The sequence below is a fragment of the Herbidospora yilanensis genome, assembly GCF_001570565.1.
In the GTDB taxonomy this organism is placed as follows: Bacteria; Actinomycetota; Actinomycetes; order Streptosporangiales; family Streptosporangiaceae; genus Herbidospora; species Herbidospora yilanensis.
In genome coordinates, this window is sequence record NZ_BBXE01000022.1 from 208,093 (window position 1) to 234,038 (window position 25,946).

General features: G+C 68.4%; 25 protein-coding genes and 2 pseudogenes. 12 read left to right on the forward strand and 15 right to left on the reverse strand.

Annotation, left to right across the window (positions count from 1 at the left end; genetic code table 11):
• Nucleotides 1-2 precede the first annotated feature (2 nt).
• From AW273_RS17220 to AW273_RS17230, 3 genes are all read left to right on the forward strand, one after another.
• A complete protein-coding gene (locus tag AW273_RS17220; RefSeq protein WP_063909997.1) occupies nt 3-1,265 on the forward strand; it encodes a cation diffusion facilitator family transporter in 1,263 nt (420 codons plus the stop codon).
• Nucleotides 1,266-1,381: 116 nt separating this feature from the next.
• Nucleotides 1,382-2,113, forward strand: a complete 732-nt coding sequence (locus AW273_RS17225) for a DsbA family protein (protein ID WP_198168194.1) — start codon at nt 1,382-1,384, stop codon at nt 2,111-2,113.
• Nucleotides 2,094-2,702, forward strand: a complete 609-nt coding sequence (locus tag AW273_RS17230; RefSeq protein WP_062349339.1) for a vitamin K epoxide reductase family protein — start codon at nt 2,094-2,096, stop codon at nt 2,700-2,702. Before AW273_RS17225 ends, AW273_RS17230 begins: the two co-directional genes overlap by 20 nt.
• A 43-nt stretch (nt 2,703-2,745) precedes the next feature.
• Here AW273_RS17230 and AW273_RS17235 read toward each other — a convergent pair whose 3' ends face one another.
• The 3 genes from AW273_RS17235 to AW273_RS17245 are packed head-to-tail and all read right to left on the reverse strand — an operon-like array spanning nt 2,746 to nt 5,415.
• On the reverse strand, nt 2,746-3,927 hold the full coding sequence (locus AW273_RS17235) for an MDR family MFS transporter (RefSeq protein WP_062349340.1): 1,182 nt from the start codon (nt 3,925-3,927) through the stop codon (nt 2,746-2,748).
• Nucleotides 3,927-4,967, reverse strand: a complete 1,041-nt coding sequence (locus AW273_RS17240) for a PLP-dependent cysteine synthase family protein (RefSeq protein WP_062349341.1) — start codon at nt 4,965-4,967, stop codon at nt 3,927-3,929. Before AW273_RS17240 ends, AW273_RS17235 begins: the two co-directional genes overlap by 1 nt.
• A 58-nt stretch (nt 4,968-5,025) precedes the next feature.
• Complete coding sequence (locus tag AW273_RS17245; protein WP_157555871.1) at nt 5,026-5,415, reverse strand: hypothetical protein; 390 nt, start codon at nt 5,413-5,415, stop codon at nt 5,026-5,028.
• A 184-nt stretch (nt 5,416-5,599) separates the two neighbouring features.
• Between AW273_RS17245 and AW273_RS17250 the strand changes: the two genes are divergently transcribed.
• Nucleotides 5,600-6,883 carry an aminotransferase class V-fold PLP-dependent enzyme gene (locus AW273_RS17250; RefSeq protein ID WP_062349343.1) on the forward strand — a complete coding sequence of 428 codons (1,284 nt, stop codon included), beginning with the start codon at nt 5,600-5,602 and terminating at the stop codon, nt 6,881-6,883.
• A gap of 14 nt (nt 6,884-6,897) precedes the next feature.
• On the opposite strand, the gene AW273_RS17255 is transcribed toward AW273_RS17250, so the two are convergent.
• Nucleotides 6,898-7,851: a C40 family peptidase gene (locus AW273_RS17255; protein ID WP_062349344.1), complete on the reverse strand. Its 954-nt coding sequence runs from the start codon at nt 7,849-7,851 to the stop codon at nt 6,898-6,900.
• A gap of 182 nt (nt 7,852-8,033) precedes the next feature.
• On the opposite strand from AW273_RS17255, the gene AW273_RS17260 reads away from it, so the two are divergent.
• Entirely contained in the window at nt 8,034-8,402 is a 369-nt protein-coding gene (locus AW273_RS17260) for a BlaI/MecI/CopY family transcriptional regulator (RefSeq protein ID WP_062349345.1), read from the forward strand.
• Here AW273_RS17260 and AW273_RS17265 read toward each other — a convergent pair.
• The gene (locus tag AW273_RS17265; RefSeq protein WP_062349346.1) at nt 8,378-9,784 is read right to left on the reverse strand and encodes an MFS transporter; all 1,407 of its coding nucleotides are present in this window, start codon (nt 9,782-9,784) and stop codon (nt 8,378-8,380) included. The genes AW273_RS17260 and AW273_RS17265 overlap by 25 nt on opposite strands.
• A gap of 83 nt (nt 9,785-9,867) precedes the next feature.
• Here AW273_RS17265 and AW273_RS17270 point away from each other — a divergent pair, with 83 nt between their 5' ends.
• A complete protein-coding gene (locus AW273_RS17270; RefSeq protein ID WP_062349347.1) occupies nt 9,868-10,446 on the forward strand; it encodes a TetR/AcrR family transcriptional regulator in 579 nt (192 codons plus the stop codon).
• Here the strand turns inward: AW273_RS17270 and AW273_RS17275 are convergent.
• From AW273_RS17275 to AW273_RS37260, 5 genes and pseudogenes are all read right to left on the reverse strand, one after another.
• Nucleotides 10,398-11,066 (reverse strand): hypothetical protein, encoded by a 669-nt coding sequence (locus AW273_RS17275; protein WP_063909998.1) that lies wholly within the window; start codon nt 11,064-11,066, stop codon nt 10,398-10,400. The genes AW273_RS17270 and AW273_RS17275 overlap by 49 nt on opposite strands.
• Entirely contained in the window at nt 11,063-11,308 is a 246-nt protein-coding gene (locus AW273_RS17280) for an SHOCT domain-containing protein (RefSeq protein ID WP_062349378.1), read from the reverse strand. Before AW273_RS17280 ends, AW273_RS17275 begins: the two co-directional genes overlap by 4 nt.
• An 89-nt stretch (nt 11,309-11,397) precedes the next feature.
• Nucleotides 11,398-12,120: a DUF8832 domain-containing protein gene (locus tag AW273_RS17285; protein ID WP_198168195.1), complete on the reverse strand. Its 723-nt coding sequence runs from the start codon at nt 12,118-12,120 to the stop codon at nt 11,398-11,400.
• 294 nt (nt 12,121-12,414) lie between these two features.
• Nucleotides 12,415-13,079: pseudogene (locus AW273_RS38670) on the reverse strand (transposase family protein); the annotation flags it as partial.
• A gap of 62 nt (nt 13,080-13,141) precedes the next feature.
• On the reverse strand, nt 13,142-13,396 hold the full coding sequence (locus AW273_RS37260; protein ID WP_062349350.1) for a hypothetical protein: 255 nt from the start codon (nt 13,394-13,396) through the stop codon (nt 13,142-13,144).
• A gap of 572 nt (nt 13,397-13,968) precedes the next feature.
• Between AW273_RS37260 and AW273_RS17300 the strand changes: the two genes are divergently transcribed.
• Together AW273_RS17300 and AW273_RS17305 are read left to right on the forward strand one after the other, a co-directional pair.
• Nucleotides 13,969-14,268, forward strand: coding sequence for a trypco2 family protein (locus tag AW273_RS17300; protein WP_063909999.1), 300 nt, complete (start codon nt 13,969-13,971; stop codon nt 14,266-14,268).
• Entirely contained in the window at nt 14,258-18,070 is a 3,813-nt protein-coding gene (locus AW273_RS17305; protein ID WP_062349351.1) for a S1 family peptidase, read from the forward strand. Before AW273_RS17300 ends, AW273_RS17305 begins: the two co-directional genes overlap by 11 nt.
• Nucleotides 18,071-18,599: 529 nt before the next feature.
• On the opposite strand, the gene AW273_RS17310 is transcribed toward AW273_RS17305, so the two are convergent.
• Nucleotides 18,600-19,775 carry a hypothetical protein gene (locus AW273_RS17310; RefSeq protein WP_062349352.1) on the reverse strand — a complete coding sequence of 392 codons (1,176 nt, stop codon included), beginning with the start codon at nt 19,773-19,775 and terminating at the stop codon, nt 18,600-18,602.
• 4 nt (nt 19,776-19,779) lie between these two features.
• Nucleotides 19,780-20,094 (reverse strand): hypothetical protein, encoded by a 315-nt coding sequence (locus tag AW273_RS17315; RefSeq protein ID WP_062349379.1) that lies wholly within the window; start codon nt 20,092-20,094, stop codon nt 19,780-19,782.
• Between the two features lie 417 nt (nt 20,095-20,511).
• On the opposite strand from AW273_RS17315, the gene AW273_RS17320 reads away from it, so the two are divergent.
• From AW273_RS17320 to AW273_RS17330, 3 genes are all read left to right on the forward strand, one after another.
• On the forward strand, nt 20,512-21,534 hold the full coding sequence (locus tag AW273_RS17320; RefSeq protein ID WP_062349353.1) for a hypothetical protein: 1,023 nt from the start codon (nt 20,512-20,514) through the stop codon (nt 21,532-21,534).
• 115 nt (nt 21,535-21,649) lie between these two features.
• Nucleotides 21,650-22,993: a hypothetical protein gene (locus tag AW273_RS17325; RefSeq protein WP_062349354.1), complete on the forward strand. Its 1,344-nt coding sequence runs from the start codon at nt 21,650-21,652 to the stop codon at nt 22,991-22,993.
• A gap of 65 nt (nt 22,994-23,058) precedes the next feature.
• Nucleotides 23,059-23,271, forward strand: coding sequence for a hypothetical protein (locus AW273_RS17330; protein WP_062349355.1), 213 nt, complete (start codon nt 23,059-23,061; stop codon nt 23,269-23,271).
• A gap of 44 nt (nt 23,272-23,315) precedes the next feature.
• On the opposite strand, the gene AW273_RS17335 is transcribed toward AW273_RS17330, so the two are convergent.
• Entirely contained in the window at nt 23,316-23,966 is a 651-nt protein-coding gene (locus tag AW273_RS17335; protein ID WP_157555873.1) for a hypothetical protein, read from the reverse strand.
• On the opposite strand from AW273_RS17335, the gene AW273_RS17340 reads away from it, so the two are divergent.
• Nucleotides 23,959-24,255, forward strand: a complete 297-nt coding sequence (locus tag AW273_RS17340; RefSeq protein WP_062349357.1) for a hypothetical protein — start codon at nt 23,959-23,961, stop codon at nt 24,253-24,255. The two genes, AW273_RS17335 and AW273_RS17340, sit on opposite strands and share 8 nt — an antisense overlap.
• On the opposite strand, the gene AW273_RS17345 is transcribed toward AW273_RS17340, so the two are convergent.
• Nucleotides 24,252-24,755: a DUF421 domain-containing protein gene (locus AW273_RS17345; protein ID WP_062349358.1), complete on the reverse strand. Its 504-nt coding sequence runs from the start codon at nt 24,753-24,755 to the stop codon at nt 24,252-24,254. The two genes, AW273_RS17340 and AW273_RS17345, sit on opposite strands and share 4 nt — an antisense overlap.
• Before the next feature lie 201 nt (nt 24,756-24,956).
• Nucleotides 24,957-25,283: pseudogene (locus tag AW273_RS17350) on the reverse strand (SpoIIE family protein phosphatase); the annotation flags it as partial.
• Nucleotides 25,284-25,946 lie beyond the last annotated feature (663 nt).

The window sequence follows — 25,946 nt, forward strand, 5'->3', positions numbered from 1 at the left end:
CCATGGCCCGGAGGAATTCCCAGGAGCACGAACACGATCACGGCCACGGGCACGGCCATGGTCATGGCCACGGACACGGTGTCGCCCCGGGTGCCGATCGGCGTTATCTGACGCTGGCGCTGCTCCTGCTCGTCGTCTTCATGGCGGGCGAGGTGGTGATCGGGATCATGGCCAACTCCTTGGCCCTGATCTCCGACGCCGGGCACATGCTGACCGACGCCAGCTCGATCGTCCTGGCGCTGATCGCGATGCGCCTCGCCGCCCGGCCCGCCAAGGGCGCGTACACCTTCGGCTGGAAGCGGGCCGAGATCCTCTCGGCCCAGCTCAACGGGGCCACCTTCCTCGTCCTGGTGGCCTATTTCCTGTACGAGGGCGTGCGCCGCCTCATCGACCCGCAGCCGGTCGAAGGGCCGCTCGTCCTCTACACCGCCCTGGCCGGCATCGCCGTCAACGCCGCCTGTACGTGGTTGCTCTCCAAGGCCAACCGTCAGAGCCTCAACGTCGAGGGCGCCTACCAGCACATCCTCAACGACATGTTCGCCTTCATCGCCACCGCGGTGGCCGGGGTGGTCGTCTGGCTGACCGGCTGGCAACGCGCCGACGCGGTGGCCGCCCTGGTCGTGGCCCTGCTCATGGCCAAGGCCGCCGTCGGTCTGCTGCGCGAGTCGGGGCGCATCTTCCTCCAGGCCGCCCCGAAGGGCCTGAACCCCGACGCGATCGGCTCGGCCCTGGCCGCGCAGGACCACGTCGTGGAGGTCCACGACCTCCACGTGTGGACGGTGACCAGCGGCTATCCCTCCCTGTCCGCCCACGTCCTGATCGAGGCCGGTGTGAACATGCGCGACGTCCGCGGCGGCCTGAGCCGGCTCCTCCGGGAGCGTTTCGGGATCCAGCACGTCACCCTCGACATGAATCTGGCCGACGACTCCGGGCACTGCGATGACGCCCACGGCCCCAGCTACCCGGCCGCGCGCGAGGGCGGCATGGACCGCCTGGGCCGTGCCCTGCTCGTCCCGGAACGGCGGCGCATCCTCATCGCCCTGGTCACCGGCTCACGCGGCGTCGACGAGCTGGCCGAACGGCTGACGGCCACCCCGGCGGAGGTGGCCGTACATCTGGCCTGCCTCGAAGGATGCGGTCTGGTGCGCGGCGGGCCGGACGGCTACGAGCTCACCGACGACCGGTTGGCCCACGCCCTGTCCGACCTGCTGAGTTTCGGCCTGGTGGTCAAACGGGAGGCCGCGTGCCTGGAACCGGTGAGGTGACCGGCGCGGCGAACTTTATGGCGTCCACACCGGGTGTGAGCCACTCTTGCTTCTACGGTTCATAGAACTTCCGGCTATCTTCTACATTGAGTAGAAATTACAGCGGAAGGACTGTGGTGACGACGTCAGAAGACCGGGCCAGGACCCGGCGAGCGAAGATCGACTCCATGCGGGCCGACGTCAGGAAGCAGGACGCGCGCCGGCGCAACCTCAAGGCCACGCTCGCGGTCGTCGCGGCGTTCGTGCTCGTCGCGGTGGCCTTCGTGTTCGTCGACCGGGCGACACGCGACCCGAACGCCACTCTGGCGGCCGGCGAGACCCAGTACGTCCGCGCCGACAGCCACCGGCTCCAGACGGCTCCCGACGGCAAGGTGACCCTGGTCGAGTTCCTCGACTTCGAGTGCGAGGCGTGCCTGGCGTACTTCCCGCTGGTCGAAAGCCTGCGCGAGCAGTACGAAGGCAAGGTCACCTTCGTCGCCCGCTACTTCCCGATCCCCAGCCACTTCAACGCCGAACGCGCGGCGCGGGCGGTCGAGGCCTCGGCGCGGCAGGGCAAGTTCGACGACATGTACAAGAAGATGTACGAGACGCAGAAGCAGTGGGGCGAGAAGCAGGTGCCCGCCGACCCCCTCTTCCGTGGCTTCGCCGAGGAGATGGGCCTCGACATGGCGGCCTGGGACAAGGCCTACGACGACCCCGCGACGCTGGCGCGGGTCAAGAAGGACGTGGCCGACGGTGAGGCGCTGGGCGTGGGCGGAACCCCGACGTTCTTCCTGAACGAGAAGAAGATCCAGCCGCAGTCGGAGGAAGAGTTCAAGGCGGCCATCGATGCAGCTCTCGCAGGCTGAACCCCTCGTGTCGCGCGAAGGCGACGACGAGCCCTACCCCCGGCTCCTGCCTCGCCTGCTGGCGGCCGGCGGCCTGTTCGGCCTGGTGGCCGCGTTCGTCCTCGCCGTCGAGAAGATCGCGCTGCTCAAAGATCCCGCGTACGTGCCGAGTTGCAGCCTCAACCCGGTCCTGTCGTGCGGTTCGGTGATGGTCACGCCGCAGGCGGAGGTGTTCGGCTTCCCGAACCCGCTGCTGGGCATCGTGTCGTTCGCCGTGGTCACGACGATCGGTGTGGTGCTGCTGGCCGGTGCCGCGCTCCCCCGCTGGGTCTGGCTGGGGCTGCAGGCCGGGGTGACGTTCGGTGTGGTCTTCGTGCACTGGCTCGTCTACCAGAGCCTGTACGTCATCGGCGCGCTGTGCCCCTACTGCATGGTGGTCTGGGCGGTCACGATCCCCCTCTTCCTGTACGTCACCCTCCACAACCTGCGCCGCAGGCCGGTGGCGTGGCTGTTGTCGAGCTACCACCTGGCCGTCCTGGTGGGCTGGTACCTGCTGATCGTCGCTCTGATCGGGGTGCGGTTCTGGCCGTACTGGAGCACCTTGATCTAGCCGAGGAAGGACAGGCCCATGGTCCGGGCCTGTCCAGCTCACCTCAGGCCGGGGTGGTGGCCGGAGCGGTCATACCCAGCCGTTCCAGAAGGCGGATGCTCACGGCGCAGCCCGCTCCGAGGCCGGTCAAGGCCACCCAGGTGATCACCTGGCTGGACGTGTCCAGCAGCAGTCCCACGACCAGGTTCCCCACGGTGACGCCGACGCCGGAGATCGAGTTGTAGAGCCCGTAGTGGGTGGCCACGAGTCGGCCGCCGGCCAGGGCGACCACGGTGTCCATCTCGAACGGGTACGCCAGCGCGGTGCCGACGCCGAGCAGGGCCGCGCAGACCAGGACCGCCGCATCCGCCGAGGCGGTCAGAGCCGGCGGCACGAACGCCGCGCCCATGAGCGCCAGTCCCCACGTCATGGCCTGCGCGGGAGTCCATCGCCGCCGGGCCCAGTCGGTGATACGAAGTTGCCCGAGGAGCGCGACGCCGCCCGAGACCACGAACAACATGGTCACGCGGCCCGGATCGTCGAGGGCCAGCGGCAGGGCGAGGTAGACCTGGAACGACATCACGTACGAACCGGTCATCGCACCGGCGAACAGCACGAACGGCCGGTTCGTCAGGACGGTTCGCCAGTCGTCCAGAACGCCCTTCTCGGATTTCGCCGCGACCGGGCACGGCGGCAGGGCCAGCAGTTGCAGGATGGTGAGCGCGGCGAACAGCCCGGCCGCCACGCTGCACACCAGGCGGAAATCCGCTGCCATGAGGGCGAGTCCGATCAGCGGCCCGAGCAGGATCCCGGCTTGGTAGAAGACGTTGAACAACGAGAACGCCTCCAACCGGCGCTCTCCGGCGTTGTGGGCGAGGTACGCCCGTACGGCCGGATTGAACAGCGCCCCCGCGAAGCCGGTCAGGGCCGAGGCCGTGAGCAGCACCGGCAACGAGGAAGCGAACCCGAGCAGGCCGAACCCGAGGGTCCTCAGCAGGCATCCGGCGATGATGACCGGGCGGTAGCCCAGCCGGTCGGCGAGGGTGCCGCCGAGCAGGAACAGGCCCTGCTGGCTGAGGTTGCGGACGCCGAGCACCAGGCCGACCGTCCACGCCGCCATGCCCAGCCCGTCGGACAGGTGGCCGGCGAGGTAGGGCATCAACATGTAGAAGGCGACGTTGATGGTCAGCTGGTTGACCATGAGCAACCGCACGGGCCGGTCGAAGGATCGGAAGCGGCGCCACATCAGCGCTTCACCATCCGGGTCCAGCGCGACACCTCGGCCTCCTGCGGCGTCTTGATCTCATCGGGTTCGTCGGCGGGCGGGCGGCCCATCAGGCCGTGTTCGGCGCAGTACGTGTCGTCGTAGACGGTCGTGTAGTAGCGGGCCGGGCCGTCGGGGAAGATCGCGGCGATGCGCGTATCCGCCGGCATGGTCCTGGCCAGCCACGATGCGACGACCGTCACCGCGCCGACGCTCCAGCCGCCGGTCACGTAGTGGGTGGACGCCAGGGTGCGGCAGGCCCAGACCGCCTCGTGCGGGGCCACCCAGTGGATCTCGTCGAACTCCTCATGGGCGACGTTGCGCGGGTGGACGCTGCTGCCCAGCCCGCGCATCAGCCGGGGCCGCGACGGCTGGCCGAAAATGGTCGAGCCGATCGCGTCCACGCCGACCAGGCTGAACCGCGGATTGTGACGGCGCAGCGCCTTCGTGACTCCGGCGGAGTGGCCGCCGGTGCCCACGCTGCACACGAGCACGTCGACGTGCCCGAGCTGCTCGATCAGTTCGTCGGCCAGGCGCGCGTAGGCGTCGACGTTGTCGGGATTGTCGTACTGGTTCGGGCAGTACGCGCCCGGATGCTCCGCCAGCAGCGCGGCCACCCGGTCGAGGCGGGCCTGCTGCCAGCCGCCGACGGGGTGTGGCTCCGTCACGGTGTCGACGCGGACGCCGTAGGCGGTGAGCAGGCGGTGGATCAGGGCTTCCATGCCGGGATCGCCGACCACGGTGACGGGATGGCCGTACACGATGCCGGCGAGGGCCAGGCCCAGCCCGAACGTGCCGGAGGTGGACTCCACGATCATCGCGCCGGGGGCCAGGTCACCCCGTGCCCTGGCGCGTTCGACGATGTGGAGTGCGGCCCGGTCTTTGATCCCGCCGGGATTCAGCGCCTCCAGCTTGGCCCAGAAGCCTCGGCCCGGAGGAGCGAACGGATCGCTGATCCGGTACACCGGAGTGCCGCCCACGAGGCAGGCGAGGTTGAGCGGCGGAATCGATTGAGTGCACATGCTGAAACGCTCGATTCGATGTCGTTGACCTTGGGACGGATCGCATTTCGCGATCCGCTCAGGGCCGGTAGACCTCAAGCGTGTGGTTGTCGATGGCCCGGGCCCGATGGCCGCACGGGCTCCGGCACGGCGCTCGCCGCAACACCGGGATCGCCGGGGCGAAGGAGGCGGCGGCGAAGATCAGCACGACGGCGGGAGGTCTGACCGCCGAGCAGGTGTCGGCGGGCGATCCGAAAGCGTCGCCGTGGATCATCCCGTCGTGGTGATGCTCGTGGTCGTCGGGCCCGGTGTCCTCGACACACGTGCCGGTGAGGGCGGGGCCCGCATCGTCGTAGACGGGCGTCATCGAGTGGGCCCACACGTGGGCCAGCAACAGCGCGCCGAGCAGCACCGCCAGCCACGCGATCCCGCGTGGACCTGGCTGGACGTCACGGCTGACACTCGTCATCGTCACGCAACGTAACAGAGAGTGATCAGAGGGGACCTGCTGGACAGGCGGCCCCGCCGTCGGCTTTTCCGTTCTTTTAGGGGCGCGGTCAACGCCGATCGCGCGGGATGCCTCTGTGGGCGCTGTCGGTCCCGCATACTCGATGAACAGGACAGATCCCCCCTCACGTTCATGAGGAGAGGCGATGGCCCTGTCGCGCCGTGCGATGATCACCGGTCTGTCGATGTCGTTCCTGACCACTCCCGCTAAGGCGGGTGCCGGCGTCGTCCCGCGTCCGGACGGCACGCCGGAGCAGGTCGCCCGGGATGAGGAGTTCTGGCGGGCCGTGGCCCGCCAGTTCAAGGTCAGCCCCGACTTCGTCAACCTGGAGAACGGCTATTTCGGCAGCATGCCCGAGCCCGTCAGGCTGGCCTATCACCGGCATGTCGATGTGCTCAACGAGCAGAACAGCAGGTTGTTGCGGACCTCGTACAAGAAACAGGCCGAGGAGATCGCGGCCCGCGTCGGCGCTCTGCTCGGCGTCTCGGGCGAGGAGATCGCCCTCACCCGCGGTGGCACCGAGGCGCTCCAGAACCTGATCACCGGCTACCGGCGGCTGGCCCCCGGTGATGTGGTCATGTACTCCGACCTCGACTACCACAGCGGCCAGTACGCGATGAAGTGGCTGATCGGGCGGCGGGGCGTGCGGGTCGAAAGGCTGGTCATCCCCGAACCGGCGACCCGGCGGGCCGTGCTCGACGTGTACGCCAAGGCGCTGTCGTCCACTCCGCGGCTCCGGTTGCTGCTGGTCAGCCACATGAACAACCGGACCGGATTGGTCCTGCCGGTTCGGGAGATCATCGCGATGGCCCGCGAGAGGAACGTGGACGTCATCGTCGACGCCGCCCACTCGTGGGGCCACCTCGACTTCACCATCCCCGACCTGGACGCCGACTTCGGGGTGTTCTCCCTGCACAAGTGGATCGGCGCGCCGCTGGGCAGCGGGTTCCTCCACATCAGGAAGAGCCGGCTGGCCGACGTCGATCCGGTCTTCGCCGACGAGACCTACCCGGCGAGTGACATCCGCTCCCGGGTCCACTCCGGGACCATGGACGTCGCGCCCGTCCTCAGCGTGGGGACGGCCCTGGACTTCCACAACGCGCTCGGCGCCCCGGCGAAGGAGGCGCGGCTGCGCTACCTGCGGGACCGCTGGGTGCACCAGGTCCGCGACCTGCCGAACGTGGAGATCCTCACCCCCGAGGACCCGTCGATGTACGGCGCGATCACCGCCTTCCGGATCACCGGCCGCACCACCGAGGCGGACAACCAGGCGATCGTCGACCGCCTCTTCGAGCGCCACCGCATCTTCACCGTCCGGCGTGGCGGGGTGTCCGGCGGGGACTGCGTCAGGGTGACGCCCGCGCTGTTCACCTCACGCGACGACGTCGACCTGTTCGCCCGGGCGCTGCGGGAGATCGCGCTCGGCTGACGGCCGCCGGACGATCAGGGGCGCACCGCGCCCAGCAGGCGCCCGCGCCAGTAGGCGTCGAGGTCGACCACCTTGACCACGTCGCCCGTTTGGGGGGCGTGGACCATCTTGCCGTCGCCGGCGTACATCCCCATGTGTCCCAGCCCGTTGCTGAACAGCAGGTCGCCGGGCTGGAGCGCGTCGAGCGAGACGCGGCGGCCCGCTCCCCAGGCCCACTGCGTGTACGTCGTGCGGGGAAGCTGGACCCCCGCGCTGGCCCACGCGGCCTGGGTGAGACTGGAACAGTCCCACGACCCCGGCCCCTCGGAGCCGTACTGATAGGGCTTGCCGATCTGGGCGAAGGCGAACTGCAGCGCGGTCCGGGCATCGCCCGAGGCCGAACCCGTGTACTTGACCCCGGAGCCGTTGGGGTTGCCGACCCGGTAGGTGTTGAGCCGCCTGAGCAGTTTGGTCTGTTCGCGGATGAGCCCTTCGACCTTCTTCTTCTCCCGCCCGAGCTTGTCCCGCGCGGCGTCGGTTTCGGTCAGCACGACCTTGGCCTGGTCACGCCGCTCGCGAAGGTCGGCCGACGTGGCCTCGTAGGCCCGCAGCACCTCGCTTTGGGTGCGGGCGATCTGGTCGACCAGGAGCATCTGGTCCATCGCCCGATCACTGCCGCCGGGGGAGGCGAACATCCGGGCGCCGGCGAACCCGCCGGTCTGGAACCTGCCCACCGCGAGGGACACGAGCTGCCGCTTGAGGCCGTCGAGGTGCGCGGAATTCTTCTTCAGGGTCGCGTTGAGCGACCGGTACTTCTTGTCGGCCGCGGTGACGGCCTCCTCCGCCTGGTTGTACTGCTCGACCACCTCGTCGGCCTGTTCGTTGAGCTTGACGAGCTTGGCGCGGACCTGCGCGAGGGTGGGCCGCGGCTCGGCGGCGACCTGGCTCGGGCTGGCCAGAACGGTGAGCGCGAGACCACCCGCGATCATCTGGAGGAGTCTGGCTCGCGTCCGTAAGGGCACTACTAGGTCTCCTCGTAGTTCGGGGTCACGAAATGGTACAGAAGATCCGTGATCTGTACGGCCGGATTGGCGCCGGAAGGTATCAATGGAGACTCCGACTACGATCCCGGTCGGCATCACGGGATCAGGGGGCCGAGACGATGCGGGCGATGCGGGGCCTGGGAGATCTGGAAGCCGTGATCATGGACCGGCTGTGGTCCTACCGTCGGCCGGCGTCGGTGCGGTTCGTCCTGGAGGATCTTCGAAAGGACCGGGAGATCGCGTACACCACCGTGATGACGGTGATGGACAACCTGCGCACCAAGGGCCTGCTCCGCCGGGAGCCGGTGGGCCGCGCCTATGTCTACGAGCCGGTCGCCTCGAAGGAGGCCTACACCGCCCAGTTGATGCGCGAGGTTCTCGCGTCGGGCGCCAACACGGCGGCGACCCTGGTCCACTTCCTGGAGCGGCTCACTCCTGAGGAGGCCGCGGCGCTGGAGGCGGCACTCCGCGTCTATCCGCCGAAGGGGAGTTCCTGACCGTCGCCGCCCCGCGCGGTGACCGCCGCTCTCCTGCCCGGCACGACGAGCAGGGCGAGCAGGGCCGACACGGCGGCTGTGACGGCGGCGAAGGTGAAGGCATGGGCGAAGCCGACGTCGGTGTTCCCGGCGAGGCTCGCGGCGGCGATGCTGGACACCACGGCGACGCCGAGGGAGGCGCCGAACTCGTGGAACGTGCTGAGCAGGCCGGAGGCCAGGCCCGCCTCGTGATGGGCGACCTGTGAGAGGGCGGTCGTCGAGGAGGCGACGAAGGCGGCGCCGATGCCCGCCGCGCCCACGCTGACGCCGAAGACCACCAGCGCCGGCCCCTGGAGGAAGGCCGGGACCGCGATCCCGGCCGCCGCGACCAGCAGGCTGACGACCGCGATCGCCCGCGCGCCGACCCTACCGACGAGGCGCCCGGCGACCTGGGCGCCGACGATCGTGGCGACGGCGATCGGCAGGAACATCAAGCCGGTCCGCAGCGCTCCGAAGCCCTCGTAGTGCTGGAGGTAGAAGGAGCCCAGGAAGAACACCGAGATCATCAGCGCGGTGGCCACGAGGATCAGGAACACACCCGAGATCACCGGACGCCGGGTGAGGATCCGCAGGTCCATCAGCGGCGAGCGGGAGGCGCGCTGGACCGCGACGAACACCCCGTACAGGATGAACGCCCCGGCCAGCAGCCCGAGTGTGACGAGTGATGCCCAGCCGCGGTCCCCGGCCCCGATGAGCGCGTAGATGACCGTACCGGTACCGAGAGTGACCAGCAGCGCACCCGGCAGATCCAGCCGCGCGCGGGGGCCGGCGGGCAACTCGACCGGCAACGTGCGGCTGAGGGCGGCGAAGACGACCACGCCGATCGGCACGTTGACGTAGAAGACCCACTGCCAGCCGGGCCCTCCGGTCAGCACGCCGCCGAGCAGGACGCCGACCGCGGAGCCGCCCCCGCCGAGGGCCGACCAGACGCCCAGCGCCTTGTTGAGCTCCTCGCCCTGGAAGGTCCTGGTCACCACCGACAACGCGGCAGGGGAGAGCATCGCCGCTCCGAGACCCTGGGCGATCCGGCCGCCGATGAGCATCGGGGCGTTCTGGGCCAGGCCGGTGACCAGCGAGGCGACCGTGAACAGTAAGAGGCCGGCGAGAACCACCCGCCGCGCGCCCAAGAGGTCGGCGGCTCTGCCGCCGAGCAGCATGAATCCGCCGAACATCAGGGTGTACGCGCTCACCACCCACGTCAGGCTGTCGCGAGCCAGACCGAGGTCGTCCCCGATGTGCGGCAGCGCGATGGCCACCACCGTGACGTCCAGGATGAGCATGAACTGGGCGACGCCCAGCAGCGCCAGCATGCGCCAGCGGCCGGGGTGGACAGGTGTCCCCATGACACTCCTAAGTCGAACATCGATGTACGAGTTATCTCATTCGAGAGGCTAACTCGTACAGTGGTGTTCGACAAGGAGGTCGGATGGCAGAGACGGCGGGCCGGCGCGCGGACGCCCAGCGCAGCATCGCGGTGATCCTCCAAGCGGCGGTGGAGGCGCTGAGCCGCGACCCGGACGCCAGCGTGAGCGAGATCGCCAAGGCCGCGGGGGTCGGCCGCGTCACCGTGTACGGCCACTTCCCCAACCGCGCCGACCTGGTCGACGCGGCCCTCGCCCACGCCATCGAACAGGGACGTTCCTCCCTCGACGAAGTGGATCTGGCGGGCGACCCCGGCGAGGCGCTCACCCGGCTGATCGACTCAAGCTGGCAACTGGTCGACCGCTCCCGGTCGTTGCTGCAGGCCGCGCAGAGTGTGCTCTCACCCGATCGGATCCGCACCCTGCACGCGGGCCCGGCGGAACGCGTGCAGAAACTCGTCGAGCGTGGCCGTGCCGAGGGGGTCTTCCGCGACGACCTCCCCACCGAATGGCTGGTCGGCGTGATGCACAGCGTCATGCACCACGCCGCCGACGAGATCAACGCCGCCCGGCTGGCTCCGGAAGAGGCGGGAGGCTACATCGCGGCCACCGTGCTCGCCGCGTTCCGCCCGCCGGGATCATGACCGTGCGGATCGGAGGCACCCTCTTCGAGCATGCGCACGAACCGGCCGTGCCAGGTGTGATACCACACCGCTCCACTGGACGCCTGCACCGACAACATGCCGACGATCTCGCCTTTCCGCATCGTGTGAAGGGTGAAGTAACCGGGGAACGCCTCGGCCTCTCCAGCCCGGAGCCCGGGTTCGTTCTCGTTGAGCCACCGGTCGGCGATCCCGCGCGCCTCCTGCGATCCGATGACGGCGACCTGCTGCCGGGCGGGGTGCATCCCGAAGCGGGTGTTCCACATCATCGCGGGACCCCACTCCACCTGGACGGTCCCATCATCAGGATTGATGAGCACCTCCGTGGCGCCCCTGCCCGAACCGTCGACGAGCTGGGCGTAGTAGCCGTTGGTGAACTGCATGACCTCGTGGACCCGCAGTCCCCACCCGTTCGCGACCCGCTGGGCCGCCCGCCAGGCACCGCCCGCATCGCGGATCGGCCCCGCCCCCGGCGCCGCGCCGCCCCATCCGGGACCCGCGGTGATGCCGTTGGCCACCCACACGATGGAGCCGAGCAGGAGGCTCAGCGCGACCACCAGGACCGTGAGCGGGAACCAACGGTCGCGCGTCGCCGCCCTCATCGTGATCGCCGGACCGAGAGCCGTTCCCGAGCCGCGTCATAGGTCGGCTCGTCGATCTCGCCACGGGCGAACCTGCGCGCAAGGATCTCCTCCGGCGTATCCGCCGGCTCCTGTGCGCGCTCCTTGCCTCCCCAGCCCTGCGCGAGCCGGATGGCCGCCCAGACGACCGCACCGAGCAGCACGAGCCAGACGAGACTGAAAATGATCATCCACCCCATGCCGATGCCGTATCCGTACATCATCGTGACCACCTCCGATAGCACCACTCTTCGTCGCGGAAGGAGCGGCCGGGCGGGGACTTAGGTCAGGACCTGCCTATTTCGAGTCCCGCTCAGCCGACGTACAGGGTGACCGCGGCCGTATGGAGGACGTCGGCGGTCTGGAACTGCAGGAACAACCGCCAGTTGCCGGACGTGGGCAGGTCGGTCATGAATTCCAGCGTGGGCCCGCCGTGATCACCCGTGACCTTGTTCCGCGGATGGAAGTGGGCGAAAGCCTGGTCACCTTGGTGAAATGCGGTCAGGTGGGCGTAGGTGTCCAGGTAGGGCCGCAGGTCGGTGACCGGTTCACCGTTCCTGCGGACCGTCACGGTGAGCGGGCTCGCCAGGCCGGCCCTCAGGTCGCCGTGAAGAGTGAGGACGTAGCCGTCGACCGTGGTGGACGACGAGGCCGCCGGCAGGGCGGTGGTGGAAGCGGTGCCGGGGACGGTGACCGGGCGGCTGAGAACGAAATCCTGACCTCTGCCCGGTCCGGTGTCCGGGGTGAACTGGGTGTACATCCGCCAGTGACCGGGCCGCAGAGCGGCCAGATCAGCGGTCCAGGTGCCGTCGCGGGCCATGACAGGGTGCAGGTGCTGGAAGCCGGTCAGGTCCGAGCGGATGGTGTAGAAGTGCAGCCGCATGGTCTGCGTAAGGGCGAAGCGGGTGACCGGCCTGCCACCGGGGCCGGTGATGGCGAACCGGTAGAGAGCCCTCTTGCCGGCCGGGAGGGTGGCGATAGCCGATTTGAGGGCGTAGCCACCCTGCTGGGCGGTCAGGCCATTTCCGACGGGCATGCCTTTCATGCCGGGGGTAGGCGTCGGTGAAGGGGGCCGTCCGGTTGGCGTCGACACGGCGAGTGGCATGGAAACGCCGAGCGGGGCAGAGGTGGAGACTGCGGGGCCGCACGAAGAAAGCCCAAGCGTCAGGCTTGCCACGAGACAGGCCGTGAGGTGGGTGCGTCTACACGCCGGACGCGAGGAAGCCCACATCCATTACCACCCCCCACAGCAGTATTTCTCCGGGTGAATCGCAGCGCCCACCAATGGCGGGAAGATCTTCGCAGCGCGCTGGAGTGCACTGAGCCTTTTTCATCCTCGGGCGACTCGGTGGTTTTGAAGGACGGCGACGGCTTTGACCAGGTGACCGGCTTTGGACGGGCCGCACCGTAACCGGTGCAGGATGCGCCAGCTTTTGAGCTGGGCGTTCGCGCGTTCGCCTGGTCCGCGTAGCCGGGCGTGCGACCGGTTGGCCGCCTTCTGCGGTTCGGGTTTGTCCTTGCCCTGGTCCGGCGTGATCACCACCGCCGCTTCCTTGTGGATGCCCTGGTAGGCCTTGTCGGCCAGGGTGAGATCCCGGCCGTGCGCAGGTGGCGGGGGATGCCCCAGATCCGGGCGGCCGTCAGGTCGTGGGTCTTACCCGGTAAGGCGCCCGACGTCCACACCAGCTCACCGCCGGGACCGGCGATGCCCTGGATGTTCATCCCGTGCGTGCGATGTTTGGCCGAGTAGTACGGCCGGTCGGCCCGCACGCGGTCGGTACGGATCAGGGTGCCGTCCAGGATCAGGTGCCGCAGCCCGTCCTTGCCGGCCTTGCGCAGCGCGGCGGCCAGTTTCGGGGAGCGGGCCGACAGCAGGTTCACGACCTCCCGCACATACCGCCAGGCGGTCGCCGCCGACACACCGAAGCCCGCTGCCATCTGGGCGAACGTCTCGCCCTTACGGAGATGGACCAGCACCAGGAGTGCTTGGCGGCCGGCCGCGGCCGGGACGGCAAGTTCCCCGCGCTCATGGACGAAATCCTGGCTCAGGCCGACATTCAGACCGTGCTCACCGGTATCCGGATGCCGAGGATGAACGCGATCATGGAACGGTGGGTGCAGTCCTGCCGCCGCGAACTACTCGACCGCTGCCTGCTCTGCGCGAGTACGAAGAGTTCTACAACCGGCACCGCGCCCATCAAGCCCTCGCTCAGGCGGCCCCGCTGCGTCCCGTCCCGGATCCGATCATCGATCAGGAACGGATCGCGAGCTTGGCCATCCGGCGGCGAGACCGGCTGGACGGAATCCTCCACGAGTACTCACATGTCGCTTGAACTGCATTGGATGGAATTTTCGGCAGGCACAGAGCCACATAGACGGAGTGAATGACCGCAGACCCGAGCCTGAATCCGGGTTTTCGCACCCACAAGGCCAACGCGATAGCCGAGCGCTGGGTCGGCACCGTTCGACAGGAATACACCGATCGGCTGCTGATCTACGGTGAAGGCCATCTCCACAGAGTCCTGCAGGCATACGAACGCCATTACAACCTGCACCGTCCCCCGTCGCTCACGAGACCGTCGGCCGCCTCAACCATCAGATGTCCCTGCTACACCCAGCGACCTCGATCAGGTCCGCCTGCAGCGTCGACAGGCACTCGACAGTCTGACCACTCAGTACCGGCGGGCCGCATATATGAAGCGGACATAACCGCAGGTCAGAGGCTATATTCGGGTTTTGTGCCCCACAGGGCCGGTGACACCGGAGCAGGACTCTATCTTGTGTTCTCAGACTGTGTGATAGCAGCTTCGCCGCTGTGGCTTTTACCACTAAAACGCCCATTCTGCCGCTACAGTTTTACCAACTCGTGAATAGGGGACGGTGGATGATCGAACTAGCGCAGGTGGTCATGGGGCTCCGGGCGGAACTCAACCGGGCACTTGCCGACGGCGCGGACGAGGAGCTCCGCTTCGGCGTCGGCCCGATCGAACTAGAGGTAACCGTTGCCGTCACCCGCGAGGTCTCGGCAGGCGGCAAGGTGAAGATCTGGGTCGTCGAGGCCAATGGCACTGGGAAGCTCGGCGACGTCACCACCCAGCGCATCAAGCTGACCCTGGACCCCAAGCTCACCGCCACCGGCCGCCGCCCTGAGATCTCTGGCGCCGCCGAACCGAATGAGCGGTGAGGGTCTCACGGCCTCCCGCGCCGCCGAGATCATCGTCACCCTCCCCGACGGTACGGGTCGCCGAGGGTCGGGCTACCGGATCGGCACCACCGCCATCCTGACGGCCGCCCATGTGACGCGCGAAGCCGCGACGATCAGGGTCCGCTGCGAGGCCGACACCCCTGCGGAGTGGACGGTCGGCGCCACCGTCCTGGCCGTGCACGAGCCGTTGGATTTGGCTGTCTTGGCCATCGACCGTTCCGATGCCGTGCCCGGCGTGTCCTACGGCAGCGTTGGAGGCACGTGGGGCGATGTTGCCGCCGTAGTCGCCTGTGAGGGCCTCGGCTTCCCGCGGTTCAAGCTGCGCGAGGACGAAGCATCGAGCTACCGCGACCTCGCCCACTTCACGGGCTCGGTCCCGATCCTGTCCAACCGTCGTTCGGGCACCCTGGAGATCCGGGTGGACGTCCCGCCGCCGGACGCCGAGCGCTCCCCGTGGGAGGGCATGTCGGGTGCTCCGGTCTTCTCGGCGGGTCGGCTCATCGCGGTGATCACCGACCACCACCCGGCCGAGGGGCCTGGCCGCCTGGAGGCAACCCGCCTCGACTCCCTCTACGGGACGGACTCCGACGACCTGAGGGCTGCCCTCGGCCTACCCGGCTCTCGGACCGCGCTGACAAGCGTTTTGTCGTCGTCGCCGATCACGGACGCGATGGAGGTGCACTGGGCCGAGGTCCGTTCGATTGCGCCACGGGAACTGCTGGAACGGAGTGAAGAACTGACCGCGCTGCTCGAGTTCTGCTCGGGCAGGGAGCCCTACCAGTGGTGGCAGGCGGGTCCCTGGTCAGGAAAGACGGCCTTGGCCTCGACGTTCGCGCTTCAGGAGCCGAGTGGTCTGCGGGTCGCGTCGTTTTTTGTGACCGCGCGGCTGGCCGGGCAGTCCGACGCCGCCGCCTACACCGCCGCAATGAGCATGCAGCTCGCGGAAATCGCCGAACGATCCGTTCCCGCCGTCGGCAACCCGCTCCCCTTCCTGGCGGAGAAGGCCGCCGCCCGTTGCGCCGAACGTGGCCAGCGCCTGCTCATGATCATCGACGGGCTGGACGAGGACAGTGGTACCAAGCCCAGCATCGCTCGGCTGCTGCCGCCCCGGCCGCCCGACAATCTTCGCGTGCTCGTCCTGAGCCGTCCGCATCCCGGAATTCCAGGCGATGTCCCGAGCGACCATCCGCTCCGTTCCTGCCGGGTTCACCACCTCGCCCCCTCACCCTTCGCGCGAGATTTGGAAGTGGCCGCCCGCGAGGAGCTCAAAGACATGCTCCAGGGCGATGACACCGGCTATGACATTGCCGGTCTGATCACAGCGAGCGTCGGCGGCCTGACCGCTACCGACCTGGCGGAGCTCACTGGTGTCCGCCCGTCCGAGATCGGCTGGCGCATCGAGAGCGCGTTCGGCCGCAGCCTCGGCTCGCGCTCTCACCGAGGACAGGCCGAGGTTTATCTGTTCGCCCACGAAACCCTCCGCAGGGTCGCCGAGCGGACCCTCGCCGCCGACCTGCCGTCCTTCCGCGCCCGACTCCACCGCTGGGCCGACCGCTACCGCGACGCGGGCTGGCCGGACGACACACCCGCGTACCTCTTCGCGCCCTACGGCCGCTTGGTTGCCGCCTCCGGCGATCGCGATCGCCTCCTCGGCTTGGCCACCGACCGCGCCCGTCACGAGCGCATGCTCGCCCTCACCCGCACCGACCACGAGTCCCTCGCCGAGGTGGCCGCCGCCAAGCAGGCCCTCTCCGACGAGTCGAGCCTGGTCCCGCACGCGGTCCTATCTGTCGAGTGGAGCCGTCTGACCGAGCGCGGCGCGCGCGTCCCCGGCGAGTTGTCGGCGGTCTGGGTGGGACTCGGCGAGCTGTCAAGGGCCGCCCGCATGGCCGAGTACCTCAGCGGACGGGATCTGGCCCGATACGGGCGGGCGCTCGTCGCCGCGGGCCGGTACGACGGAGCTGAGGAACTTGCGCGGTCCAGCTTCACCGAGGAATTGGTTTTCGTGTGGGCGGCGCTCTACGAAGTACGACTCGGTTCAGGCGACGCAGAACGCACCCTGGACGAGGCGCTGCGGAGCTGTGCGATGGGCGATCCGGGGACCGAGCCGCCGGCGGTGAATGATCGGGCTGCCGCCGCCGGACGGCTGCGCCGGGTTCACCGGGCATGGGAGCTCTTCGACACGCTGCCGCCCCTCAACACCCGGGGATTGCTGAGAATAGCGGTCCTCGACACCGACTTCTTTCGTGGCTATCCGACCGGTGCACCACCACATCGGTTGATCAAGGAGCCCTGGGGGGTCTGGCCGCAGGAGACGATCGCCTCGGCGGCGGAGTACCTCTTCCTGGGGTCGATCCTCGCACTCGAAGACGAGGCGGGACGCTTCCTTGACGACCTCGAGTTCCGGCTGACGGATCGCCCCGACTCGGCAGAGGCGGATCTTACAGTGCTCGCGCTGCTCGCCGCGCACGATCCGCCGCGGGGTTCCGCTGCTCTGGCAGCGCGCCGCGCCGCCCTGCCTAACGATTCGGCCGCCTTCCATGATCGCAGAAGCTGGTCCCGGCTGGCCGCCGTCCTGACGCGGGAAGTTGGAGTGTACGAGGCACGTAGGCTCCTGCGGCCGGACGCGTTCGACCCGAACACCCGGGCTGACGTGCTGGCCGCGATCTTCGCCAACGACCCAGCGAATCTTCCCGAGCACCGCGACGCACTGGTGGACCTCGCCGCTGCAGCCCCGAACACCGTGTCCGACGCAGGGGTCCTGGCGCGGCTTGCCCTCACCGTCGTCGGTCTCCATTCGTCATCAGCCGATCGGCTGGGCGTACGGGCCGAGCTCGCCGCCCAGCAAGTATCCGTCCGGGAGCGACGGCGAGCTCCCCTCGTCATCGCGTTGGCCCGGCTGGGCTGGATACAGGAGGCCGAGCGGGAGGCCGATGGCGATGTACGGCTGCTGCTCGATCTCGCCACGGCCTGTTCATCAACTGAACCCGAGGAAGCCACGCGGCTGGTGCACACGATCCTGCGGACCCAGGACGGTCTGGTCGTCTCAGCGAGGGACGCCGCCCGGATGTCTGCCGTCCTGGCCCGAACCGAACCCATGCAGGCGGATGCCCTGGCCGAGATGGCGGTCAGTGCGGTCCGCCCGTCGCGCCTCCCGATGAACCTCGATCAGTTCGCGGACGTTGTGAAGGTAACGGCCGAACTTCCACCGGAGCAAGCAGATCGCGCTCTGGCCCTGCTCGCGGCGGCGGACGAGGGGATCATCGGCATCTACGCGCCCCGGCGGATCGAGCCGATCTGCGAGCGACTGATCAGATCCGCCGCGCTGCTCCGCTTTGCCCCCGAACATGTTACGCACCTACTGGATGAGCGGCATGTCCCGCCTGGTGAGGAGGCCTGGCACCGAGCGCTCCGGCGGCTCGCGGCCATTGGCGCAGCCAACCCGGAGGCCGTGAATCCGCCGGGGGGAACCTTCTCCTACGTGTCTCCGAATCCCCACATGTTTGCGTGGATCCTCGCGCTCGCTTCCGCTGCCCCGGAGACAGCGGTCGAGGTGGCGCGATTCATCCTCGCAGAGAAGAGCGGCATGGTGACCGACATCGATCTGATCCGCGCGCTGCTTGGAACGCCACCCGACCCTGAACGGCGCGAGGTACGCTCCTTCGTCCGCGGCCTGATGGTGAAGATCCTTGCGGACGGCCGCTGGCCGGATGTGCTGCCGGAGTTGGCGGTCGTCGAGCCCGCGGCGGCCAAGGCCGTGCTTGCGCTCATTCTCGACTGAAAGGAAGCCTTCGCTGCCAGTGCCCTGTGGGGTGCGGAAACTCAGCCGCCGAGCAACCATCGGCCATACGGCCGGGCTTTACCGAACCGCTATTGGGATTTCCTACGCGGAACGTTCCTCCCATGGATTCTCGACATGGGCGCCGGTTCGGGCCAGGTGCCGGGTGTTACGGCTGGCCAATGTCCAGTTGTTGGCCAGCGCGGTCGCGCTGATCAGCGCGTCGGGTGGGTCGATGCGGGTTCCGGCGCTCTTGAGGGTCTTATGGATGGCGAGGTAGGCCCCCGCTCCCGTTCGCCGTCCACTGCGTTCCGGCCCTGGTAGTCGATCCGGATCTGCGCCAGCGCCTGGTCGTATTGCGCTCTGCGCACAGGATCGCTGACGGCCGTGACGCCGGCTTCGATCTCAGGTTCGGCGTTGGGATCGCCCGGAACCAGGCGACGACGTTCGGGTCGGGTTTCGGCCTGGTCGTGAGCTCGGCTACCACGTTGGTGTCGAGGAGGTAGATCCCTCGTTTCTCCGGCTGCCAGAATCATTTCCCCGTCAATCCGGCGTCGTCGAGACGTTTGATCAGGCTGGGTTTCTTCTGGTGGCGTTCCCGCAGGCGGGTGAGCCGCAGGGTGAACTCTTCCGGCTGGTTGTCGCGGGAGGCCAGTTCGCGTAGGTCGTCGAGCACGGTGACCGCTTGGTCGTAGTCACGTGGCTTCTTGGTGGCTATGTAAGCCTCCACTCGGGTCCAGGCCTTCTCGCCTTCCTCGGCGAGTTGGGTGAGGCGGCGTTCGTGAGCTTGTGCGCGCCGCTGTTCCCGCCGCTCTCGTTCGGCCTCCCGCAAAGCGGCCTCCTGGCGGTCGCGGTCCTGTCGCATCCGGTCGGCGGCGTCCAGTAGCTGCCCGACCGTGCGGTGCGGCCCGTCGGCGGTGGCGGCGGGACCGGCGAACTCCCGCCGTAACTCCAACTCCACGCGTGCCGCCTGTCCGGTGGCCACGCGCAGCAGCAGGGAGTCCTTGCGGGCCTCGGGCAGTGCTTTTATCCATGCGCTCAGCGCGGCCCGGTCGCCGTTGTCGACGGTGGCGGGCGCCTCCGGGCTGGCCTGCGAGGCCACCATCAGCAGGAGGTCGTCCAGCCGCAGGAATTCGGCCAGCGTGCGCTGGGCGGCGGTCAGCGCGCCGAGGCCGGCTGGGACGGGAGGCTCGGGCTCGTCCTCCTCGTCGTAGTCGAAGGCGTCCTCGTCGCGCTCCCAGGCGCCGTAGGCCGACAGCCACGCCAGATACAGCGGGCGCAGGTCGCCCGCGGCCAGTTCGGCGCGGATTCCGACCAGGGAGGACAACACGTGTTCGAGGTCGAGGTCGAGTTCCCAGCTCTCCTCTTCCTCTTCACTGACCATTTCGATGATCACGTGATCGTCGGAGGTCCACCCGTGCACCCGCTCGTCCACGAAGTATCGCTCGGCGGTGGCCAGATCGAGCAGTGAGGCCGGGAGGCGGAGCATGAGGCGGCGGGTGCCCCAGTCGGCGTAGTGGAGATGGGCGTCGTAGTAGCGCTCCATCAGTACGTTCGGGTCGCCTTTGAAATCGCCCCACTGGTAGTCGTTGGTGAAGCTGGTGGCCGTGATCTCCGCTCTGGTCGACAGTTCTCGCAATTCGGCCTGCTGCCGGTCGGTCAACGGCTGGTCCAGGGCAAGGAACTCGTAGTACTGGTATTCGCTCATGTGCTCACCTGTTCCAGCGCCGGTAGGCGGCGATCCATTCGGCTCCCGCAGGGGGAGGATCGGGCAGCGGCAGGTCCAGGATGCCGATCAGCTGCCGGTGTTTCCCGCTGCGGCAGACGGCGGCGATGCCGGTTCCGGGCGCATCGGTGATCGCGGTTACGGTGACGGGGACGCCCAGCACGGTCGTCTGGAACGGCGTTTCGATCTCTTCGTGGAGGACTGCGGCGAATGCGCTCCGCTGCTCCTCCTCGCTGTAGGCGTCGACGGTCGCTTCAGCGATCAATTCGTCCAAGCGGGCGCGAGGGATGTCGGGAGCCACGGTCGACCACAATAGCCAGCAGATCGCCTGCAACGGCCGACTCGTCCCATGCGAAAGTGCCGCCGAATCGTTCCCGACATCTGGCCGGGGACATTGAAGTGCGGGCTCAAGCACTTCGAGTTCCGGCCCGCTTCACGATGCGACGTCTAAAGTTCCGGTGTGGCGAAGAAGAGAAAAGGGAAGCCGGGCGGTCACCGGCTGAGTGGGAATCCCGCGCGCCGGGCGGCGCAGCTCGCGGTTGGACGCCAGGGCGCCGGACAGCACCTGCTGTCCAGGATGGTGCCGGGCCAATCGGCTCCGTGGTGGCCGGCCTCGCACGATGCCATCATCGGGTCGGCCGTGACCCTCGCTGCGGATTCGCCTCTGGAACGGGAGAACGCCGCCGCGACAATCGTGGGCGCCGAATATTGGGCTCGCATGCAGACCGAAGAGATGGGGTTCTTCCACGACGACTGGCTCGCCGCGCTGGCGGGCAGGGCCGCCGACGACCTGCGGGCCGCGGTCGCGAGCGGGGCCGAGTGGCAGGGCCTGTGGCACTTCCTCCACGGCCTGGCCGCCATGACACCGAGCATCTCCACCTCATCCGGGGTGCCAGATCTCCCCACGGCGGTGCGCCGGGCGTGCGCCACCGCCCATGACGCGATCGCGGGAGCAGGCCTGGCCCCGCCCGGGCCGGTCGACACCGGTCCGGCGCAACCGGCCGGCGACCCGGTCATGCTCACCGACGGATACGGGTCGAGGTTCGCCCTGATCGCCCCCTTCGCCTGGGGCACGGAGGACCGGCACTGGTACTCCTGGGACATCGACCAATGCGGCACCGACAACGCCGTCGCCGCCGGGGTCCACGACTCGCTCGAAGCGGCCGTCACCGAATGGCGCGCCGCCGTCGGTGTGGCCGCCGCGTCCGCCGAACCCACCTCATGCGACCTGGCCACGGCGGAACGCCTGCTCACCTCCGCGGTTCCGTCGGGCCCCTTCGGCGCCATGCTGCTGGAGTTCGAATCACCCGAGTTCACCGCGGAGCAGTTCCGGCTGCGTCAGCGGGCACTGGCCCTGCTCACCCGCCCACCAGCCGTCGGGGACCGCTCACTGCCCGATGTCCCGGTTCTTGTCGAGGACTTCATGACCTGGCTGGGGAAGAGGGGTGGTCTCGTGCCCGACCGGCAGGACGCCTCCACCTTGGCCTACGAATGGGCGATGACCCCGCCCCCGGGCTACTACGCCTGCTCACCACACCGGATCAAGCACGCGGTGATCCTCCTCACCGACAGCTATGAGACGAAGTACGCGGAAGCCGCCTTGGACGTCCTGCCTGCATGGGTTGAATGGTGCATCGAGCGGTCCCGCCTCAGCGGCGAGTTGGCCGGGCGATCTCGTGCGGCGGCCAAGCGCAATCGCTGGGACGGTAGGGAGACCGAGCGGATCCGCGTGCTGGAATGACACGTAATGCTTGTCCCCGGCAGTGAGACGGTTGCGAATACTTGAGCTGGAACACGAGAGGACAACCCGGGAAGTGGGCTGAGTCGAGCGCGCCCAGAGTGGAAAACCGATCCCGGTGCCGCGACCCGATCCGACAGAGATCCAGCCTGAACGGCCGCTCACGATCAGCGCTCTCGCCGAGCTCGGCGGCGTAGAGGTTCTCCTGCCCGCCGAGGACTGGGACCGGCCGGAGCTGGCCATGCCGCCCGGCGGGATCGGAGAATGGGAAGCGGCCTTGTGCGCGTTCCTGGGCCTCACCGGTGGCAAAGGCCCGGGGAGAACCGTTCTGATTGACGCTCAGGCCAACGAGGCACTGATCCCCGAAGGTATGGGCTGGTGGTTACCCGAGCAGGCGAAGCCGCTGTCCGCCGCCCAGGACGCGGGAGTGGCGAGCGAACTTCTGGCCACTTCGGTGACCCTCGGAGGCCTGACGGTCACCGACGACATCCACCAGCACGATGAGACGCTCGCCCTGGCTCTGGAGTCGTCAGGCGACTGGCGGTTCAGCCCTCGCTGGCGCTTGAATGCCTGGGACCCGAGCTTCGATGTGCCCGTGCTGGTCACCGCCCGGGCAGCTGTCGCCGGCTGGGCGGGTCAGGGCCAGAGCGGCTTGATCGTGTACGTGTACGGCGGCGCCCTCAACGGTATCGAAGGGCTGACGGACAGCCCCAGCCCCCTGCACAGCTACCTCCTGTGCGTCACCCGCGTCGCCGACGGAACGGACACGGTCGCCTCAGTGCGGCGGGTGATCCTTTCGTGCCCGGGAGAAGGCTGGTGTCACCGTGATGGCTGCCCTGACACCCAGTTCCCGGAGGCTGCCGCGCTCCTCGCCTCGATCGTCACCATCGGGGAGGTGGCGAGCGTCGCAGACCAGGGCGGCGGTCCGGCCGGAGAGATCCACGAGCGGATGTACGGGACCCACGGCATCGATCACTACTCCGAACCCGTCATGGACTGTGTGGAAGTCGTGCTGTCCAGCGCCGGGTGGAACAAGCTGGAGCGATCGACGTGGGAAGACGGCATCGAAGAGCTGTTGGTGCGCCGAGGTGAACACTGCCTGAGCGCGGCCTACGATCCGGTCACCCGTCAGATTCGGCTGGCCGACGGCAAGCCCCAGCTTGAGGGCCTGCTCGACATCCTGGGCCAGGACGGCGTGCTCGTCGACGATCACGGCAGTGAGACCGTCGACCTGAGCGAGCACGCGCTCGAGGAGTGGGGCACAGCCATCCTCACCATGGCAGCCGACTACCTGCGGGGCGTCATTGACGACTTGCCCCAGCTGGCCGACCCGCTTCAGGCGGCTCTGCTCGGCCTGCACCCTCACGCGGACGGGACCATCAAAGCGCCCCGAGCGGGAGATCTCGTTGAGGAACAGCTGACGACGTCGCTGCGCGCTGCCGAGCTGCTCGGCGGCGAATGAGCAAACCCTGTGGTGTACCTGGGAGTTCGCGACTCAAGCATGAGGAGGTCTCGAGCATCCTGCTGATGGTGTTGTGGTCCTCCCTCTACCTCATCCTCGGGCGTGTCTTCAGTTCCTGGGTTTTGCTGGGTCGCGGTGACCGGGACAAGGCGGCCGAGATCGTGGTGCTTCGCCATCAGATCGCCGTATTGCGCCGTCAGGTGAACCGTCCCGATCTCCAGTCGGGGGATCGGGTCATGCGCTGCCGCCCGGGCGGCCCGGCCGTGGACGTCGAGTAACACCTTTTGAGCAGCGCCCGTTTCCCGCTTGGGGGCGGGCGCTTTCACGTTGACAGATGGCCTACGAACGCGCCGATGAGGATTCGCCCGTCGTGCTCGGCGATCGGCAGGGAGAAGTGCACCCGATCACGGTCCCAGACCCGTTTGCCGTGCCACTCGCATCGATACTGCGCATCCTCGTACGGGACAAGCCGTTCAGCCCGGGCCTTGGCGTTCTTCTTCGTCTGAGGGCTCTCCGGTGAGATGTCCAGGCCGAGCACGGAGAAGCGGGCCATGACCTGGTTCTGATCTCCGCCTCGCTGGGCGAGCTCCTGGGCGAAGTGGTCGTTGACCGCGCCCAGCAGCCGGACCAGCCAGGGCAGCACCTCGGCGTACGCCCCCCTGAAACGCCGGAAACTCAGCGACGAGGCAACCAACAACCGGGAAAAGGCAAGCTCGGCCAGTGTGAAGAACCGCTCTTCCATGATGTGGTCGCGCACGTAGACCTCTCGCCAGAACACCGGCGCGTCGGTCGGGTGGCGCAGCAGGTGGAGCCGGATCTGGTCGGTCTGACGCTCCACGGTGATCCACCCGGAAGGTCCGGGTGTCACTGGAAGAACGCCGAGCCGGTCGGCGTAGCAGGTCCCGTGCGGCATGCAGGCCCGGGCGAAGCTTGGGAGGTCGAAACCGATGACCAGAGTACGAGCGTTGATCACACTTCTCCCGCCCGAGCAGGGCGGGCTCGACCGCGCGCTGCCGCACCGTTCACAGGTGCTGACGGTATGCGCGCGTGATCAGGAGGCGGGCACGGCCGGCAGGCACCCCTTCGCCGCGGCGATCTCCACCGACGACTGGGAGCCGTTGGCGCCGGGCGACACGTTCCACATCGTGACCATGCTCGTCTCCGATGACGAGGCCGCCGAATACCTGCGCCCCGGCGAGCGCTTCGACCTGTGGCGCGGACACGACGTCGGCACCGGCATCGTGTCACGCCGGGTCGTCTAAGCCGACGGTCGCGCGTCCTCTGTACGGGTGACGAGGGAGATCGCGCCGTTCGGCTCGAACACCGCGAGGCGGACGGCATCGAGTTCGGTGACGCCATGCCGGCGCAGGACGATGTCCAGATCCGACCGCGTCAGTCCGCAGCGTCGCAGGGCATGCTGAAGCACCTTCCCGTCATGGACGAGCAGGTGCGGTGACGGGTCGGCCACGCGGCGGACCCCAGGCATGAACCGCAGGTGGACGACCACCAGATGGGCCAGCAGGAGGGTGATCAGAGCGACGGCTCCGTCCAGCCAGGAAGCATCGGTCGCTGTGGCGGTCCGCCCGATCAGCGCCCCAACCGCCACGGCGGTGACGAAGTCGAAAGGCGCTAGCTCGGTCAGCGCGCGCCGCCCGGTGAGCCGGAAGGCCACCACGGCGGTGACGAACAGCGCCAGGATCTTGACTGCGGCCAGCAACGCCCGCTCCGGAGCGCCGACCAGAGCGTCGATAACCTCGTTCACGCTGCGCCGAAGGTACTGCCGTATTCCACGTTTGCGTCCCCCGACCTCACGTGCCATCACCGAAACAGCAGAACGCGGGGGATCGCTGGCCCATCTGGTGAGTCTGGCACCGTCCGGCATCTCAGCGCGGCCTTGATCTACCCTCGCGTCCGGGCGGAGAAACGCGTGCTGTCGCCCTCGTCGGCGAAGAGGGCTGGGGATTCATCGTCGCACCAGCAGCATCGCCGCATCGTCGGGCAGCGGACCGCCGACGTGGTCCACCAGGTCAGCCCGGAGATCGTCCACTGCCTTTTGGGGATCGGCCTGGCCGAGAAGGGCGAGGCGGTCGGTCAACAGGTAGAACGCCCCGCCTCCGTCGCGGGCTTCGATCACGCCGTCGGTGTAGAGGAGCATCTGGTCTCCCTGCGTGAAGGGCACCCGCAGTGGCTTGGGCCCGGGGAGTCCCAGCCCGGCCAGACCGAGAGGAGGGCTGTCCTCCTCGGGTTCGAGCAGGACGGACCGTCCGACTTGGCGGATCACCAGGGGTGGGGGGGTGTCCGCAGTTCAGGATGGAGATCTCGCCGTCGTGGGCCTCGACGATGACGGCGGTTACGAAGGTCTCTCTGAAGCGCACCGGCTTGGGTGGAGGCGCTGATGGGTTGACTCCAGGAGCCGCCGGTCGGGGCTGATGTTGAGCGTCCTGCCGCAGCTCTATCACGACAGTGCCCGGAAGACCGCCCAGCTGGTGATGTCCGCCGCCCGCAAAACGGCCCGAACCACCAAGGACCCGGCGCAGATGTGACTCACATGTGCCCCACAGTGACTCGCGCCGTGATCCGCCGACTACCGAAACAGGTAAAGTCGCAGGTCACATGGGTGGGGCGCCAAGGATTCGAACCCTGAACCTACGGATTAAAGGCGCGATCTCTACGGTCTGGACGGTGCATCGCAGATACCTACGGTTGGCCCGGGAGGGCATCCAACCCGGGGGCGGCTGACGGCCTCGTTGCCACTGTTGTAAGTGTTGCCATTGCCGTTGGGGATGTCGCTCACCTCGCCGGCAGCCGAATTGGCGACATTCGAGGAAGTGGGTGGAGTCCGCACTCGAACGGGTCCCCAAAGCGCGCACCTCGAAGGGCACGCGCGTGTGCCGGGAGCCGCCCCTGGGGTCGCGGCGGCCTGGGTAAGTGAGCGATTTCTGCCGCGATCGAT